This is a genomic window from Bacillus sp. SN1, assembly GCF_002796895.1.
GTDB lineage: Bacteria > Bacillota > Bacilli > Bacillales > Bacillaceae > Bacillus > Bacillus inaquosorum.
Genome location: NZ_PHIE01000005.1, coordinates 166,955 through 182,874, shown reverse-complemented (window position 1 = coordinate 182,874; position 15,920 = coordinate 166,955). Strand labels below are relative to the sequence as shown.

At 47.3% G+C, this 15,920-nt stretch carries 15 protein-coding genes and 1 pseudogene; 5 read left to right on the top strand and 11 right to left on the bottom strand.

Translation table 11 applies throughout. The features are described 5' to 3' along the window. Window positions 1–75: 75 nt before the first annotated feature. Entirely contained in the window at window positions 76–1,146 is a 1,071-nt protein-coding gene (locus CVV77_RS17305) for a DUF3900 domain-containing protein (RefSeq protein ID WP_100276031.1), read from the top strand. A gap of 34 nt (window positions 1,147–1,180) precedes the next feature. On the opposite strand, the gene CVV77_RS17300 is transcribed toward CVV77_RS17305, so the two are convergent. After that, a complete protein-coding gene (locus tag CVV77_RS17300) occupies window positions 1,181–2,290 on the bottom strand; it encodes an FAD-dependent oxidoreductase (RefSeq protein ID WP_100276030.1) in 1,110 nt (369 codons plus the stop codon). Between the two features lie 159 nt (window positions 2,291–2,449). On the opposite strand from CVV77_RS17300, the gene yetL reads away from it, so the two are divergent. Then, window positions 2,450–2,953 (top strand): transcriptional regulator YetL, encoded by a 504-nt coding sequence (gene yetL, locus CVV77_RS17295; RefSeq protein WP_100276029.1) that lies wholly within the window; start codon window positions 2,450–2,452, stop codon window positions 2,951–2,953. A gap of 23 nt (window positions 2,954–2,976) precedes the next feature. Here yetL and CVV77_RS17290 read toward each other — a convergent pair. The 4 genes and pseudogenes from CVV77_RS17290 to CVV77_RS17275 all read right to left on the bottom strand — a co-directional run bounded on the left by CVV77_RS17290 (window position 2,977) and on the right by CVV77_RS17275 (window position 5,915). Then, window positions 2,977–3,966 (bottom strand): annotated as a pseudogene (locus CVV77_RS17290) (DMT family transporter). After that, window positions 3,966–4,610 carry a Bax inhibitor-1/YccA family protein gene (locus CVV77_RS17285; RefSeq protein WP_003222963.1) on the bottom strand — a complete coding sequence of 215 codons (645 nt, stop codon included), beginning with the start codon at window positions 4,608–4,610 and terminating at the stop codon, window positions 3,966–3,968. Before CVV77_RS17285 ends, CVV77_RS17290 begins: the two are co-directional and overlap by 1 nt. Before the next feature lie 108 nt (window positions 4,611–4,718). Further along, complete coding sequence (locus CVV77_RS17280; RefSeq protein ID WP_084990755.1) at window positions 4,719–4,886, bottom strand: YezD family protein; 168 nt, start codon at window positions 4,884–4,886, stop codon at window positions 4,719–4,721. A gap of 156 nt (window positions 4,887–5,042) precedes the next feature. Next, window positions 5,043–5,915: an STAS domain-containing protein gene (locus tag CVV77_RS17275; RefSeq protein ID WP_100276028.1), complete on the bottom strand. Its 873-nt coding sequence runs from the start codon at window positions 5,913–5,915 to the stop codon at window positions 5,043–5,045. Between the two features lie 196 nt (window positions 5,916–6,111). On the opposite strand from CVV77_RS17275, the gene CVV77_RS17270 reads away from it, so the two are divergent. From CVV77_RS17270 to hmoA, 3 genes are all read left to right on the top strand, one after another. Beyond that, on the top strand, window positions 6,112–6,690 hold the full coding sequence (locus CVV77_RS17270; RefSeq protein WP_100276027.1) for a hypothetical protein: 579 nt from the start codon (window positions 6,112–6,114) through the stop codon (window positions 6,688–6,690). Window positions 6,691–6,783: 93 nt separating this feature from the next. Continuing rightward, on the top strand, window positions 6,784–7,146 hold the full coding sequence (locus tag CVV77_RS17265; protein WP_100276026.1) for a VOC family protein: 363 nt from the start codon (window positions 6,784–6,786) through the stop codon (window positions 7,144–7,146). 95 nt (window positions 7,147–7,241) lie between these two features. Next, entirely contained in the window at window positions 7,242–7,565 is a 324-nt protein-coding gene (gene hmoA, locus CVV77_RS17260) for a heme-degrading oxygenase HmoA (RefSeq protein WP_060398123.1), read from the top strand. 39 nt (window positions 7,566–7,604) lie between these two features. Here hmoA and CVV77_RS17255 read toward each other — a convergent pair whose 3' ends face one another. From CVV77_RS17255 to CVV77_RS17230, 6 genes are all read right to left on the bottom strand, one after another. Then, a complete protein-coding gene (locus CVV77_RS17255; RefSeq protein WP_003239992.1) occupies window positions 7,605–8,300 on the bottom strand; it encodes a DUF421 domain-containing protein in 696 nt (231 codons plus the stop codon). Window positions 8,301–8,410: 110 nt separating this feature from the next. Next, window positions 8,411–9,751, bottom strand: coding sequence for an alpha-galacturonidase LplD (lplD, locus tag CVV77_RS17250; protein WP_019257726.1), 1,341 nt, complete (start codon window positions 9,749–9,751; stop codon window positions 8,411–8,413). An 8-nt stretch (window positions 9,752–9,759) separates the two neighbouring features. Beyond that, window positions 9,760–10,647 (bottom strand): carbohydrate ABC transporter permease, encoded by an 888-nt coding sequence (locus CVV77_RS17245; protein WP_019257725.1) that lies wholly within the window; start codon window positions 10,645–10,647, stop codon window positions 9,760–9,762. 13 nt (window positions 10,648–10,660) lie between these two features. Further along, window positions 10,661–11,617: an ABC transporter permease gene (locus CVV77_RS17240; protein WP_019257724.1), complete on the bottom strand. Its 957-nt coding sequence runs from the start codon at window positions 11,615–11,617 to the stop codon at window positions 10,661–10,663. Window positions 11,618–11,671: 54 nt separating this feature from the next. Beyond that, window positions 11,672–13,180 carry an extracellular solute-binding protein gene (locus CVV77_RS17235; RefSeq protein WP_100276118.1) on the bottom strand — a complete coding sequence of 503 codons (1,509 nt, stop codon included), beginning with the start codon at window positions 13,178–13,180 and terminating at the stop codon, window positions 11,672–11,674. 122 nt (window positions 13,181–13,302) lie between these two features. Then, the gene (locus CVV77_RS17230) at window positions 13,303–15,876 is read right to left on the bottom strand and encodes an exo-rhamnogalacturonan lyase family protein (protein WP_100276024.1); all 2,574 of its coding nucleotides are present in this window, start codon (window positions 15,874–15,876) and stop codon (window positions 13,303–13,305) included. Between the last annotated feature and the right edge of the window lie 44 nt (window positions 15,877–15,920).

The following is a 15,920-nucleotide window of genomic DNA, read 5'->3' as shown; positions in this document are numbered from 1 at the left end:
CTCTGATTGACGTACGAACATCGTTTTTTCTATACTTGAGAAGCTGTACAATACGCGAATAAGGTGAGTTCATATATGGATTTTGAAATTCGATTTTTATCCTTTTATGTCATACAGGTGGAAGGCAAGGACGAGCAGGCAAACAAGCAGTTCAAGCACTTCCAGACCCTTGATACGGGTGAATTTGAAGAAAGCGAGCTGAAGGACTTTCTCGACGGGGAGCTGAAAAAAATCGTCAAACGGAAAGCAGACCGCCATCCGCAGTCCGAGCAGGTGCCGACGAAAATCGGCCATTTTATCGTCGAGCCCGGCCACGAGCTCGATTCCAACCCGAACTATAACATGTTCAACCGTGCGCGCCTGGCGGAAACAAAAGAGGACTTTAACGAGCTGAGCGAGCAGTTCGTCCGCACGTACCTCGACACGAGCGCAGTCCGCGGCGGTGTGTTCCTCGTCGCTTCGGCCGTGCCGAGAAAATACTTCGACGAATCATTTGTCTTCATTATGAAATGTGATTTTGAGCCGAAGGTCGCCCGCATTTCAGACGCGTCTTCTCTTATTAAAAAAGTCGAAATGGCGATTACGACAAAAAACATGAAAAGCATCCAATACCCGTTCATGCCGGAGGAAGGGATGGTCGAGGAAGGCGAGCTGAAAATCCACCAGGCCTCGCACGCCCGCTATTTTGAGGACTTTCTGAAATTCGTCGAGTACGGAGAATCGATGCCGGAAATCATGAAAAACCAGGTCATGAACATGGTGCAGGAGCACGTCTACGAGACATTCGAAGACAACAGCGAAGAGCTCAAGCAGTTCGAGCACGACATCGAAATATGGGAAGCAAGCGAAAAACGGGAAATCCAAGAGCGCCTCGACACCCATCAAGTCATCGAAGCCTCCGCCCAAATCATTGAGCACACGCCCGAAGCCCAGTTGAAAATGAAAGTCGGAGAAACTGAGATTAAGGGATTGCTAGCGGATTTTGGCGATTCGATTCACCTCGCAAAAGTGAACGGGCGCTATGTCGCGCTGATTGAAGCCGAGACGATTTCGTTTGAGAAGGGCAGTTCGCCGGTGGAGTTTTATAAGCCTGAGGGGCTGCATGAGGTGATTGAGCGGATACGCCACAAACCAGAGCAAGAATAAAAAAGTCCAGAATTCAATTCTGGACTTTTCCTATTTAATATCCTTCCCTCAACACCGCATAGCACTCCCCAATCAGCTCTTTCGCTCCCGGCTCTCCTTTTAGCCCGCGGCGGACGATTTCTGAGGATAGGTTCTGGACTTTAAGCGCTCTTGGGGCTCTTCTTTTGTAGTACGCCTGAAATGCTGTTTCGTGGCCTTCATGGTTTTTGAGTTCTTCGGCGAGGACGATGGCATCCTCAATGGCCATTGCCGCCCCTTGTGCCAAGGTCGGCGCACCGGCGTGGGCGGCGTCTCCTCCGATGACGACGCGGCCTTTGTACCATGGCTCCTGCACGGCGACCTGTTCCAGTTTGTTAAATATGACAGGATGCTCTTTTGACATATGCTTTGTGACAAAATCGAGCCCCGGAAAGCCAGAGAGAATCTCTTTTACTCTATCAAACCGTGTATCTTCCTCATCCCAGTAATCACTCGTGCAAGGCTGGAGGACGAAGACATAGCCGGCGTGTTCCGCCAATGGCACGACGCCAATTTGTGTGTCTCCGCTTCTATACATCAATGTCGCGTCCTCAAATGTAAAATCAGGAAGTTCGATATAAAAGCGCCATGCCCCCATGCCAAGGTGCTCTTTTTCTGTTTCCTTTTGCAGCATCTTATCGCGAACAACGGAGTGGATGCCGTCGAAGCCTGCCAGAATGTCAGCCTGCATCTTCTCTCCGTCTTCACATACGGCAGTAACCGATTCAATCGTTTCTTCATAGGCGACAACCTTTTTCCCCCACTTGATATGTACACCCGCCGCCTCGGCATGCTTAATGAGAATGTCATTTAGCGTCTTTCGCAGAATATTATTTCGTCCTGGAAGTGTATCGTCTAAAAAGGATTCACTGACTTGAAACAGCAAATCCCCCTGTGCATCAAACGTTTTAAACCATTGTGTTTGAAAGCCATGCTTACAGCACTCTTCGAATATGCCCAATTCTTTCAAGACCGCCAGTGCGTTTTGCGGCTGGAGAATCCCCGCACCCGTTTTGCGGTTTTCTGTAGCCGCTTCACACAAGGTGACGGAAAACCCTGCTTTACTAAGGGAAATGGCCGCTGATAATCCGCCGATTCCGCCTCCCGCTATCAAAATATGTTTCATATAAATAACCACCTTTTCAGTTCTCTATATAGTTAGGCGCCTAACTATATTACCTTACTATGTCCCGTGAAAAGCTGTCAATCATCTCCAAGCTAAGTTGCGTTATGGTTTTCGCTCCTTTATAATCGTGTCACAACGAACGTACGGGAGCTTATTATGATGGAATTAAAACATTTACCGAAATATCAGCATATAACAGAGCACGCCGAGACGTATGCCAATATTGACGCCGGCTCTCTTGAATTGTTTTTATCTCTTTTTGATATCTCAAAAAAAATGAATCATGTGATGGAGCATTATTTCGCAGGCCGCGGGCTGTCAGAGGGAAAATTCAAAATCCTGATGCTGCTCTTTGATGCCAAGGACCATACGTTAAGTCCGACCGAGCTTGCCAAGCAATCCAACGTCACGAAAGCAACGATTACAGGCCTGCTGGACGGGCTGGCGAGGGACGGGTTTGTCAGCCGCAGGCATCACACAGAGGATAAACGAAAAATCAGCATTGAACTGACAAAGGAAGGCAAAGAACGGCTGGAGCAATTTCTGCCCAGCCATTTCGGCAAAATCTCCGCGGTGATGGAAAACTACAGCGATGAGGAAAAAGACATGTTCGTGAAGATGCTTGGTGATCTTTTTGAAAAGCTAAGCGTGTTTAAAGACTAAAAAACCCGTCCGACCAGGACAGGCTACAGCGTCTTTTCTTCTGCAGCCGGATACGTATCCGGCTGTTTTTTCTTTATAACCGTAACAAATATGCCGCTGATGACACATGCAATGCCGATCAAATGCACAAGCTCAAACGGCTCCTTCAATATCACACCTGATAAAATTTAGCGGAAACCGGAAGAACGGATGTGAAAATGCCAGACACCCCAGCCGGCACCTTCGTCACCCCGCTATACCATAAGTAAAACGCCAAAACAGTGACAAAAAGCGCATAATACAGCACATACGACCAATCCAAAACAGTCGGCACACTGAAATCAAATGAAGAGGCCTCAAACAAAGCAAACGGGAGAAAAAACAGGAAGTCGAAGAGCGATACGAAGGTCGAAATTGCCAGTGCCGAAATATGCGGAGATAGCAGCTTAGCCATCAATGTAAACAACGCTTCGCCAATGACTGCAGCAATGATCAGCATGTTCCCGAATAAGGCGTGCGGCGTCCCGTCTTGGCTCCCCGCTCCAAATGATTAATCGCCATTACGCCGCAAACCGCCAGCAAAATGCCGATCAGCGTCTTTTTCTCAATTTTTTCTCTCAGCAGGAAATAGGATAAAATCCCGATCACCATCGGGGTTGTGCTTGTCAAAATGCCGCTTTCCGTTCCCGTAGTATATTGAACCCCATACAGCAGGCAAATACTGAACAAAAACACGCCTGTGAATGATTGCACCAGCAATACGAACACATCTTTTTTCGTCAAAGCCGGAAACCCTTTTTCAATGCAAAACAGCAGCGTGAGCAATACGACAGAAGCCAGCAAAAAACGCAGTCCCGAGGATAGAAAGACAGGAATACGCTCGACCATGAGTTTTCCTACGACGACCGAGCTGCCGACGATCGCCATGGCTGCTATCAAGGAGACATAAGCGCCCATTTGTTTTTTCATCACAACATCACCTGCCTTTTTATGTATGACGAAAAGCGCCTATCCAATGACAGGCGCTCTCTGATTAATCATCACTGCTCAAAATGCCAAAGAAGCGAAGCAGATTGATGAACAAGTTGATAAAGTCAAGGTACAGCGATAATGCCATAACGGGAATTAAGTCCTCCGTAATATGGCGGTGTTTGATTTGGTTCAAATCATACAAAATGTAAAGGGAAAAGACGATGGTTCCGATGACGGAATACGCCATCATCGCCGCTGAGTTTAACGGACTGAAAATGTTGAAAATGCCAACCACTGCCAGTGCGAGCACCGCTACCAGCAGAAATGACCACAGGAAGGATAAATCCTTCTTCATTTTTGCGCCGATTGTGCCCAGAACAGCAAAAATAACAAATGTAGAGCCAAAAGCTTCAAGCACGACATAGGCGCCGGCGATGGAAGCGTAGTGGCTGACGATCGGAAATAGGGTAATCCCGGAAACAAACGCGAATGTATATACAAACGCATACCCGACCGCTTTTCTTCTGCGCATCCAGAAGGCCAGAATAATCATCCCCACTTCAAGAATAGAAAGCGGGAGCATCAAAGCGACAGGAACAAATTGGCCAATAAAAAGACCGACAGTCGCGATCAGCAGCGTGAAAACAAAGACTGTCAAAATGCGCTGCATGATCGATTGCTTACTCTCGTGAACCGTAGCTTGCATGTCAAAAATCCTCCTAAAAAATGATCTTAAAGGTCTATTATATAAAAATTGGATGAAATATGTATATGTTTTAAGGAGAATTTAATGAAAACAAACGCCCTTATGCGATCACTTTGATTCTTTCCTTTTCAGCGAAAAACGGTGCTTTTCTATTTTCTCAATTTGGGTAACCTGAGAATCATGAACCGTAATCTGAACGGTACCGAAGTCGAGCGTTTCCAGCGAGCTGATTATTTTTTCAATCACTTCCGGATCAATGGTTGATTTTAAAACCAAAGGACCTTCCCCCTTGTTGAATATATTTTAATTCACAGTATTCTTATAAGAATTATAATATTATGTTTTTTTTGATAAATCAATGGTGTTTTCTGTTCAAATCAAAAAGGCATATGATCACCCGATGGCGGACAATCATATGCCTGATCAGACTTCCTATTTGTTTTCTTCCAATTCCTCAACAATACAGCGGACACCCATATTTTCTAATGCCTGCTTCAGCGTGCCGTATGTTTCATATTCACTGAAATCAAGCCCCAATTGAATCGATGTCTGGGCCACATCCGGGCGAATCCCTGAAAATACAGCTTTGACGCCTAATAAGAAAAGCGTTTTAGACAGATTGTACAGTTGCTGCGCCACCATGGTATCCACAATCGGAACACCCGAAAGATCAACGACAAGGCTTGTAATTTTTCTCTCGATACAGCGGACCGGCACTGTTTCTAAAATGACCTGTGCCCGTTTCGTATCTATGGAGCCGATTAGCGGCAATATCCCAATTCCATCCGCAATGGAAATGACCGGGCAGCCCAGCTCAGAAATCAGTTCTTGCTGAGATGTGAGCCTCATCAGCATAAATTTTTGGTACTGCTCGGAAAATTCAATAATCAGCTTATCGAACGACTGATTCACAATGCGGTTCCACCGGTCGGCATCCTCATTTGTGACGATATCCTGATTCTCTTTTATAAACGCAACGACAGCATCCCAGAATGAGATTCTTGAGTTTGATATGGCTTCTACGACCTCATGCACCTGAACATCTTGCTCTACCCTGTTTTTCGCGACGGTTTGCGCCCATTTAGTCATATTTTCTTGGAACTCGGTTTGATCCTCCAGAAATGCGCTTGCGATTGTTATATTGGTAAACGTATGCTGCTCGGTTAAGAGCTTTTTCATTTCTTCACTTAAATTGTCGGCGGAATATAGCTCGCCTTTCAGCTGACATCGCAAACTGAACCATTTCTCGGTAATGCTCGCAGTGTTGTCTATGATATATTGATATAATAATCGATCGATATTCACGGTCTGTCTCCTTTTTCATAATAGAAGCTCTTTCATTATAAAATGATAAATCGGAATTGTGAATGGGACTAGGGAAAAATGAAATGATTCTGCATCCCGAGCACATTCCAATTTCATCCATAGGCGAATGCACCAATAAACGTCCGCATGCATAGACTGCAAATGTACAGTTTACAATGAGAAAGGACGTTATCACATGTATTATGTTGATCCTTATATGTTTGCCGGGCATTTTTATGAGCCTTGGCCTGCTTTTGAATATGAATACCGTTATCCAAATGGTTACCCATGGTCTGGCATTGGGGGCGGTGCCGTCCCTGGCATTGGCAGCGGGGCTGTGCCTGGCTTCGGCGGCGGTTCCGGCCCTGGTATTGGCGGTGGGGCTGTACCTGGCATCGGCGGCGGTTCCGGCCCTGGCATTGGCGGCGGGGCTGTACCTGGCTTCGGCGGCGGTTCTGGCCCTGGCATTGGCGGCGGGGCTGTACCTGGTTTCGGCGGTGCGCCACAGGGCCCCCCGCCTTCCCAAATACCAGCGAAGCCGCAAAAGCCGCAGGGTACTCAAGGAGCTGCTTTTTTAGTTGAACCCATCACCATTCGGCCTTGCCTCTTCCGGTTTACCTATGTTTGGTTAACCAACGGCCGCTCATTTTGGTTCTTCCCGATCATTCTTGGCAGAAGATCCGTCGGCGGCTTTTATTGGGATCCTTCACGGCGACGCTGGGTTTATTTCGCCTTAGACACTAATTTGATAGATGTTGTGAGCTGCTCGTATTAATCGAAAATCAGCCGTTTTCCGGCTGATTTTTTTATGTTACTTCGGCCGTAAACAGGTTATAGTATTACTATCTTGCAAATTGGAGGTTTCCCTATGATCAAACAAATTGGCACTGTTGCTGTATATGTTGAAGACCAGCAGAAAGCGAAGCAATTTTGGGCGGAGAAGGTTGGCTTTGATATTGCGGCGGACCACCCGATGGGGCCTGAGGCAAGCTGGCTGGAGGTTTCGCCAAAAGGAGCCCAGACTCGTTTAGTCATTTACCCGAAAGCCATGATGAAAGGCTCTGAACAAATGAAGGCTTCTATCGTGTTTGAATGTGATGACATCTTTGATACATACGAGAAAATGAAAACAAACGGTGTAGAATTTCTCGGTGAGCCCAATCAAATGGAGTGGGGCACCTTCGTTCAATTTAAGGACGAAGACGGCAATGTGTTTTTATTGAAAGAATAACGATACGGCTGCTATGCAGCCGTGCGCTTTCTTTGACATTGAGAATGAATTTCATTTACAATCATTCATATATGAGAATGATTGGAGAGAGACAGATGTTTGTTCAGTTGAGAAAAATGACGGTAAAAGAAGGACATGCAGATAAAGTCATAGAACGTTTCAGCGCTGAAGGAATCATTGAAAAACAAGAAGGTTTAATTGATGTGACAGTGCTTGAAAAAAACGTCCGCCGCGGTGATGAGGAAGTTATTGTCATGATTCGCTGGGAATCTGAGGATCACTGGAAGCAATGGGAAAAAAGCGATGCTCATATCGCCGGCCATAAAGCGAACAAGGGCAAACCAAAGCCTGACTATCTGATCAGCACTGAAGTGAGCATGTATCATGTAAGAGCTGTTAAACAAGGGACTCACGAATAACAAAAAGAGCTTGCACCAGCTGCAAGCTCTTTTTTGCGGTCATGATGAACTGCTTTCTTCGTATGTGATGAGATAAAGAGGCTGGTTGGCGTGCCACTCCGCATATAAGACGTCCTCAACCCTTTCAACTCCATGCTTTTGCAGCGATTGTTTCAGCCATTGTTCATCCACGCCCGCTTCCGTCAGGTTGTCAAACACAATCTCCCCATCCAGTATTAATGTAGCCGGCAAAGACACATCCTTAGGCGGAAGGTTCATATCTTTTCTGGTCGGTTTATCAAAATCCGCTTTCGGGAGCACACTGATCATCCCGTTTGTTTCCAAAATCGCATATTCCACTTCCTGAATCGAAAAGCAGCCTTTTTGTCTCAGGAGGCTTTGCAGCTGATTAATATCGAGCTTGTTTTCCTTCAGCATCTTGTATTTCAGCTTTCCTTTATGGATCACAATATTTGGTTCGCCCTCCAGAAACTTTCTGGATCCTTTTAGCTTTTGGGTAATCAATTCAATTAAGAAGATAAGCAAGCCCCATAGAAGCGAAGCAAAAATAATTTCTTTAATCTTGATTTCATGATCATAGACGGCATTTCCAACCAGTTCCCCTAAAATTAAAGCAGAAATAAAGTCAAACGGAGTAAGTTGAGAGAATTGGGTTTTCCCAAGAAACTTCAAAATGACAAATAAAATACCGAGACCGCAAACTAATTCTATTGCTACATTTAGATAATCTCCCACGTTGATAGCACCTACTTCTTAAAAGCTACTACCATTATGGTCAACTGCACTATTTCTAAACCGGAACTGCACATTTCGATAAAAAAAGCAGCCCGTCGTCGGCGCCGTTTTCACATCATTTGGTGCATTGCCAGCATGTCATGAAAAAGCCGCTCTGCATCACTGCGGTCAATTGTGACAAGCGGATCATTGAGAAACGCCTGAAATGCGAGAGCGCGATCCTTTGTTAAACCGGCTTCCGCCACTGCCTCCTGATTGGATACGTGCCTAGCCGCCAGCATTTCTACACCTTTCGGCAGCGCTCCAGAGAAAATCGGGTGGACGTTGTTGCGGGTAATCAATGCGTTCGTTTCGACAATCGCTTGTAAAGGAAGATTCGAAACTTGGCCTTGATTCGGCACATTTACATTCGTGACGAATTCACCCAATCCGAGAAGAGCCGCTATGATGTTCACGCCTTCTTCTCCCGAGGCTTGCCCGGCAGCTCCCCGTTTTTGTACGATCAATCGTTCTGTTTCTTTTCGTTTCTCATCTCTGTCTTGTTTTCTGAATGATACAGATGTGAGATGAAATTTCCAAGCCTCAGGCTGTTTGAGGTAAGGACCGTGAAGAAATTCTGCCAGGTGCCTGTCACCTGCAGCGGGGATGGCGCCATACGTTTCAAATAAATCAAACGCGACACGGTGTGCCGAACGAAAGACGCTATCCCTCCAGCTTTCCCCCTGCAGCTCATACCCTGATTCTCCATAATGCGCGCTGAATTCATGGAATATAGGCAGCAGGTCAATATGGCGGTAAGAGGCTTCCGTGATCCATGTAAAATGGTTAATACCCAGTACATTGACGCGGATATCTTCACGCCGCAACACCTCTATTCCAAGCCTTTCCGTGACCATTTCCGCCAGCAGCTTTTGCGTGCCGAATACCTCGTGGCAGCAGCCAATGGCTTTGATGCCGGGAAAGACTTTATACAGCACTCTTGTACAGACAGACATCGGGTTTGTATAATTAATGACCCATGATTCCGGTGCGTAGTCTCTTATTGCCCGGGCAATTTCCGCAAACATCGGGGCCGCTCTTAAACCTCTGATGATCCCGCCCGGCCCGACAGTATCACCCACAGATTGATAAATGCCGCAGCGCTCAGGCAAGTGGACATCGATTTCCATGTCATCCAGTGAACCCGGCAAAATAGAAATAATGACGATATCCGCGCCTGATAACGCCCTTTTCAAAGTAGAAACTGCTTCGTACCTCCATCTTCCGTCTCCGCTGTAATTGCCGATCACTTCATTTTTTTGAGCCGCTTCAAAATCAAGATCATAGAGCGCCACCGTGCCTGACATCCGTTCATCAATCGACAGATCACTCATCAGGCTTCTTGCCCAGCCTTGGGACCCCCCGCCGATATAGGCGATTTTAATTTGATCCAACGTACTGATATGAAACACTCCCTTTCTCAGCCTTTTACCGAACCGATCAGCATTCCTTTCGCAAAGTGTTTTTGTAAAAATGGATAGACAGCCAAAATCGGAAGCGTCGCAATGACAATGACGGCGAGTTTAATTCCCTGCTCAGGCGGAACGGTATTTTGCATTGTATCGCCATTGGTCGCCGTTAAATCCGATAAGATTGTGACTTGGCGAAGCACCATTTGCAGCGGCCATTTTGCACTGTCATTGATATATAAGAGGGCGTGGAAGAAATCATTCCAAATCCCGACCGCATAAAACAGCGCAAAGGTCGCAATGACCGGCTTTGACAGCGGCAAGGCGATCCGCCAGAAAACACCGATTTCGGAACAGCCGTCAATTTTTGCCGATTCCTCCAGCTCGCGCGGCAGCTGCTGAAAGAAGTTTTTGATAATAATAAGATTGAACGGATTGATCGCCATCGGCAGAATCAATGCCCAATACGTATCCAATAGGCCAAGTGATTTCACGACAAGGTACGTCGGGATCATGCCGCCGGAAAACAGCATGGAGAAAATCACCAGGTTCAACAGCAGATTCCGCCCCTTCACATGCCGCTTCGCCAGCGGATACGCCATCGTGAAGGTGAAAAACAGCTGCACAGCCGTCCCGACCACGGTGATGAAGATGGATACGCCCATGCTTCGGATGAACGTCGGTGTCGAAAACACATACTTATAAGCATCGAGTGTAAAGGTTTTCGGGAAAATAAAGAAGCTGCGCTGGGCGAGCTCCGCTTCTGTCGCAAAGGAACCCGCGATAATATACAAAAACGGCAAAATGGTAATCGCGCCGACACCGCCGAGAAACAGAATGTTGCAGACATCAAACACCCGTCCGGCTTTTGTGTTGTGCATCGTGTGAACTTCAGCCATACCTCTCCCTCCTCTAAAACAATCCTTCCTGATCAAACTTTTTCGCAATGTAATTGGCGCCGAAAATCAAGATAATCCCGACAACCGATTTAAACAAACCGACCGCCGTACTGTAGCTGTACGCACCTTGGGTAATCCCCATCATGTACACGTACGTGTCAAAAATGTCGGCCACGCTACGGTTGAGCGAGTTTGTCATCAAATACACCTGTTCAAAGCCGAGATTCAAAAAGCTGCCGATTCTTAAAATCAACAAAACGATAATGGTGCTTCTGATTGCCGGCAGCGTAATATGCCACATTCTTCTGAACCGGCCCGCTCCGTCCATAATGGCGGCTTCATACTGCTCCTGATCAACCGTCGCCAGCGCGGCCAAAAATAAAATCGTTCCCCAGCCTGTCTCCTTCCAGATGCTTTGCATCACGATCATCGGCCGGAACCAGTCCGCGTCTGATAAGAAGGAAATCTGCTCACCTGTCAGGCTCATGACCATTTTGTTGATCACACCGGTATCCACAGTAAAGAAAACAAAGGTGATGCTGACCACAATTGTCCATGACACAAAATGGGGCACGTAAATAAAGGTTTGGATGCATCTTTTATACACGGCCTTTCTCAGCTCATTCAAAAGCAAGGCCAAAATGAGCGGTGCAGGAAAAGCAAACAAAAGATCCAGGCTCGCCAGCATGAGCGTGTTGCGCAGCAGCCGAAAAAAATCCGGATTCATAAAAAAGTCTTTGAAATAATCAAAGCCGATCCATTCGCTTTTCCAGAAGCCGAGATATGGAGAATAATCCTTAAATGCAATCAGCACGCCCCACATCGGCAAGTATTTGAATATCAAAAAATAAAGCAGACCGGGAATAAGAAGAAGATAAAGCCATTTGTCCCGTTTGAGCGCAGCCATCCAGCTGATGCCTTTTCCGGCAGTGAGAACAGGTGCATCTCCCTTCTTTGGCACTGTTTCCATATCTGTTCTCCTTTCGTGATACCGGGGCGCCCGCCGAACGGCAGGCGCATCGGTTTATTTTGATGATTGATACAATTTGTTCAAGTCCTTCATAAGTTCATTGCCGCCGCTGTTTTTCCAAAGCTCCACCGCATCCTCGAACCCTTTTTCATCAATTTCTCCAATGATAAATTGTGTTCTCGCGTCGAGAATGATGTTGTCAAGCTGGGCTCCTTTTTGGGTATAGACATCAGATACAAGCGACTCAGCCGGGTTAAAGACGGCTATTTTTTCTCCTTCAGTTATAATGTCCTTGCGATGCTGAAAGAGCTTTGTTTTCTGGTCTTCAATGTAATATTCGCTTTTCGGAATCGACATGCTGAACTGCGCCAAGCCTTCATGCTCATAGAGGAGAGATTTGTTGTTTTTTTCAAGTGAGGTGAATACGCCGTCCTTGAGCTCGTAATTGCGGCCCTCCACGCCGTTGTTCGTGAGAATCTGCGCTTCCTTATCATTCATCTTATCGAAGAAGGACAGCACCTCTTTCAGCTCTTTTTCGGTTTTGACGCTTGATTTTGGTATCGCGATCATGCCTGAATAACCGGATGTCGGGAAGGTGCGCTTGCCATTCGGTCCCTCAAGCGAGCCGACGATATCAATGTTATCCTTGTTCGACTCATCCGCCTCCTCCATCGCGCTTTGGATTTGAGACGCTCTGGAGCCTGTATCAACGATGACACCCGCTTTTCCTTTCACAACCGGATCGTTCCACTTCGCTGAATCCATGACCGCAAAGTCCTTATTGATTAAGCCTTCATCATAAAGCTTTTTAAAAAACATGAGCGCCTCCATGTATTCCTTCGTTGTAAAATCAGGAATCAGCTTTCCGTTTTCAACGCCGTAGCGGTTCGGAGCGCCGAACCAGATTTGCAGAACATCCCACGGGCTTCCGTTGCCGAGCCCCATCCATTTCGGCACGACCATGCCGTACGTATCATCCTTGCCGTTTCCGTCAGGATCTTTTTCCTTAAAGGCTTTCAGCACTTCATAGAAATCATCAAGTGTTTCCGGCATATCCAGACCGACGTTTTTAAGCCAGTCGGTTCTGATGATCATACACGCTCTGATCAGGTCCCTCGTTCTGTAGATTCCGTACACCTCGCCGTTCACCGAGCTGTTCTTCAAAATCTTTTCATCTGCCTGGCTTACATTCTTGTAGTCTTTTAAATAAGGAGACAGCTCCCAAAATGCCCCCGCTTTGACGGACTTGATAAAGCCCGCTGATTTATCTTTAATCACAATGGCATGAGGCATCTCTCCAGAAGCCATGACGATGTTGAATTTGTCGTTGTAGGATGAATCAGGCACCCATGTGACCTTAATATCTTTGCCTGTGTATTTTTCGAGCGCTTTTAATGAAGGGCTCTTTTCACTCGGGCTTTCCGGCGATAAGAGCGGCGCCATAATTTTGATCGTGTCTTTCGAACCGCCTGCTGAACTGGATGTTTCCGAATTGCTGCATCCGGCGATCATCATGGCAGCGAGCGGCAAGGCCAGCCATTTTTTTCGCATTCTATTTTTCATGATGCGTAGGTCCCCCTTTTTTTCATTTTGCATTTCCCCTTTGCCCCTCCAAATATAAAGCGCTTACATAAATTCTTGCAATCTTCATTTTTTGCACCATTTCTCCTATGAAATTCCGGCAGTTATCCTTTTTTGCCGGCTGTATCTTTTTTTGCCGGAAGGGAATCCCCGATCAGTTCCAGCGCTGCTATGACGTTTAAACACCATTGAGAGACGGTGTTCGTTGTCACCCACGGGAGCTCCTCCAGCTCCGTCCATGTTTCGATGCGCTCCGGTTTGATCGGAAGCGGCGTATGGCTCAGCTTATCATCAAGCAAAAGATTCCACGCTTTGGCAGCGAGATGAGAATCTTGTTTGTTTCTTGCGGCGTAGGCAGTCATGGCAGCGGCAAACATCGGCCAGTGAAAATGCCTGTCATGAAGCGCGCCTCCGCTTTTTTTCCGTTTTTCTTCATCACTAAGTGTGTAAAATTCGCCGAATTCACTCAGCATTTCCTCCCATTCCCGGTCATCAAGAAGCTCAGCCAGTTCCATCCACACTTGTGGCGCGCCGAAGGCAATGATCATATGATATCCGCCAGCTATGCCGTCTCCCATGTGATGAAGCATCGAGGTCGCCGGATCATATTCAAATGTCGGGCCGGATAATAAGCGGAGCGGCAGCCGCTTCAGGCAGCTGATACCCGTTTGGATTTTCTTGAGATAATCTGGATTTCCGGTACGCTCCCATTCCGTCAGCCAGTTCGAGCAAAACGCCGCCCAGTCCGGTCCCGTTCTCACATGGGTCGGGTGCTTGCCTTTTTCGTAAAAAGCACGCATCGGATCGGTTTTGACGAGGGCGTAATCGGCGTCCTTCACTTCTGTCAAAAGATCTCCCGTCCGCTCATCTCCCGTCAGATAATAATAAAATTTATAAAGCCCGGCCATGCTGATCCTCGCTTCCTTGCAGCCGCATCCCCAGTGCACAACATTATGCCGTGAGCCAAGCCCTGCGTATTCCCCGAGGTGAAAGCTGTCCGTTTCGCTTGTGTGGCGGGTCATGGCTTCTGCCACGCGGAAGATATCCTCTCTGCCTGAGCGGAAAAACGCCTGCCACAGCCATAAGGTTGGAACGAGCTCATTATTTTGCCATGCGTATCCGCCGAGATCATACCGCCACATATGCCGGATCGGGTCATACGTATGCATGACGTCGCCATAATGCCAAAACCCGTACCATCTGCGCTGCTCTACTTCCTTTTTGTAAAATAGAAAGGCGGCGTCAAGCTGTTCTTCCAGTTCTTTTTTGAGCGGATGGGATGTGTCAATGACACTCCAAACCCCCAGCGCCTTTGATTCGTAAAAAACGTCTGGCTCGCATACAAGCAGCGGAGGCGCCTTCCATTTGTCAGCGAGCGTATTGAGGACATCGTCAGACGGTGTGCGAGAAAAGCACGACAGGCTGATTTCATTTGTATTGGCAATACCGGTCGGGTCAGAGCGCATTTCATCAAAGCCCTCATACGCGCTGACCACATGGGTGTTTCCTGTATAATGCCGCAAATCCATTGCTTCTCCATCCGGGGGCCAAAGCCAGACAGTCATTTTGGGATGGCTGCCGGCAAGACCTGTAATTTCCAGCGCTGACGGATATTTCTCAAAAAAATACCGCAGACCGAGTGCTATGCCGCCATTTTCGCCGCCCGCATAGCAGAGCCCCTTCCCCCGGCTGCCATGCAGCATGCCGACCCACGCATAATCTTTTCCGTTCCGTTTTGACAGGCTGTAATGATCGCTGGAATCCTGAACAAGCTTGACATCGTTCCAAATCGCATTCTGTGTGCCGTGAGCAAACCATTCCTTGTGCTCTTCACTTGGAGACAGTATTTCGCCATTGATTTGTTTTTGATAAAGCGGATACCGTTCATTGAATTTACGTGTGCCAAATAGCTGGGCTGGTTCTTTGTACATCCCTTTGTCTCCCGCAAAACGGAAATGGCGGTTGTACGGCTCCCCTTCCAGAAAAAGGTCAAACACTATGCCGAGCCCCTTAATGAAATCTTGTTTCCCATTCCTGTCAATCAGCTGCGTGTGTACGATGCCGATTTCAGACAGTCCGGCATAAAACGTCAATCGGATGACAAACGGCAGCCACTCCTCATTTGTTTTTTGGAGAATATGCACGCCCTCTATCTTGACCACCGCTTTGATAGGGCCGCTCTTCTCAATCGCCGCACGTTTGATGAGACTGACAGACGTTTCATGAAAAAGAGCCGTTTCCGCCGCCGTCTCTTTTCTCGTTTCTCTTATGGCAACGAGCCTCCCGCCTGCGGCGATCGGCTTTCCGTTGATCTGCAATGATTGAATGAAGTCGGAGCCTGTTTTATGGATGGTACAAATGAGCGTTCCTGTATCGACTTGGATGTGATGCTCTGACTTATTGATGCTGAGCGATTCTGTTGGCTGCGGGGCCTCTCCTTTTTGCACTGTAAAGCTTTGGTTTGCCTGTCCGCTGAACACCGCCGCGTGCTTCGTCCACTTGATGCTCCCGTCCGGCCAATAGGCCGACGGTTCGCTTTGCACATATCGGCTTACCGCATTTTCATTTACAAGCGCCAGTCGATCTCCTTTTTTCAATTCTCCTTTTTTCCATGGCACGCCCCACGTTACACCGCTTGTCATCTTTGGCTGTTCTGATAACCATTTGATCTTTTTCATCGGTCCTCTCCCTCCATAGAAAAAAGCTGATTCGATGCAAAGAA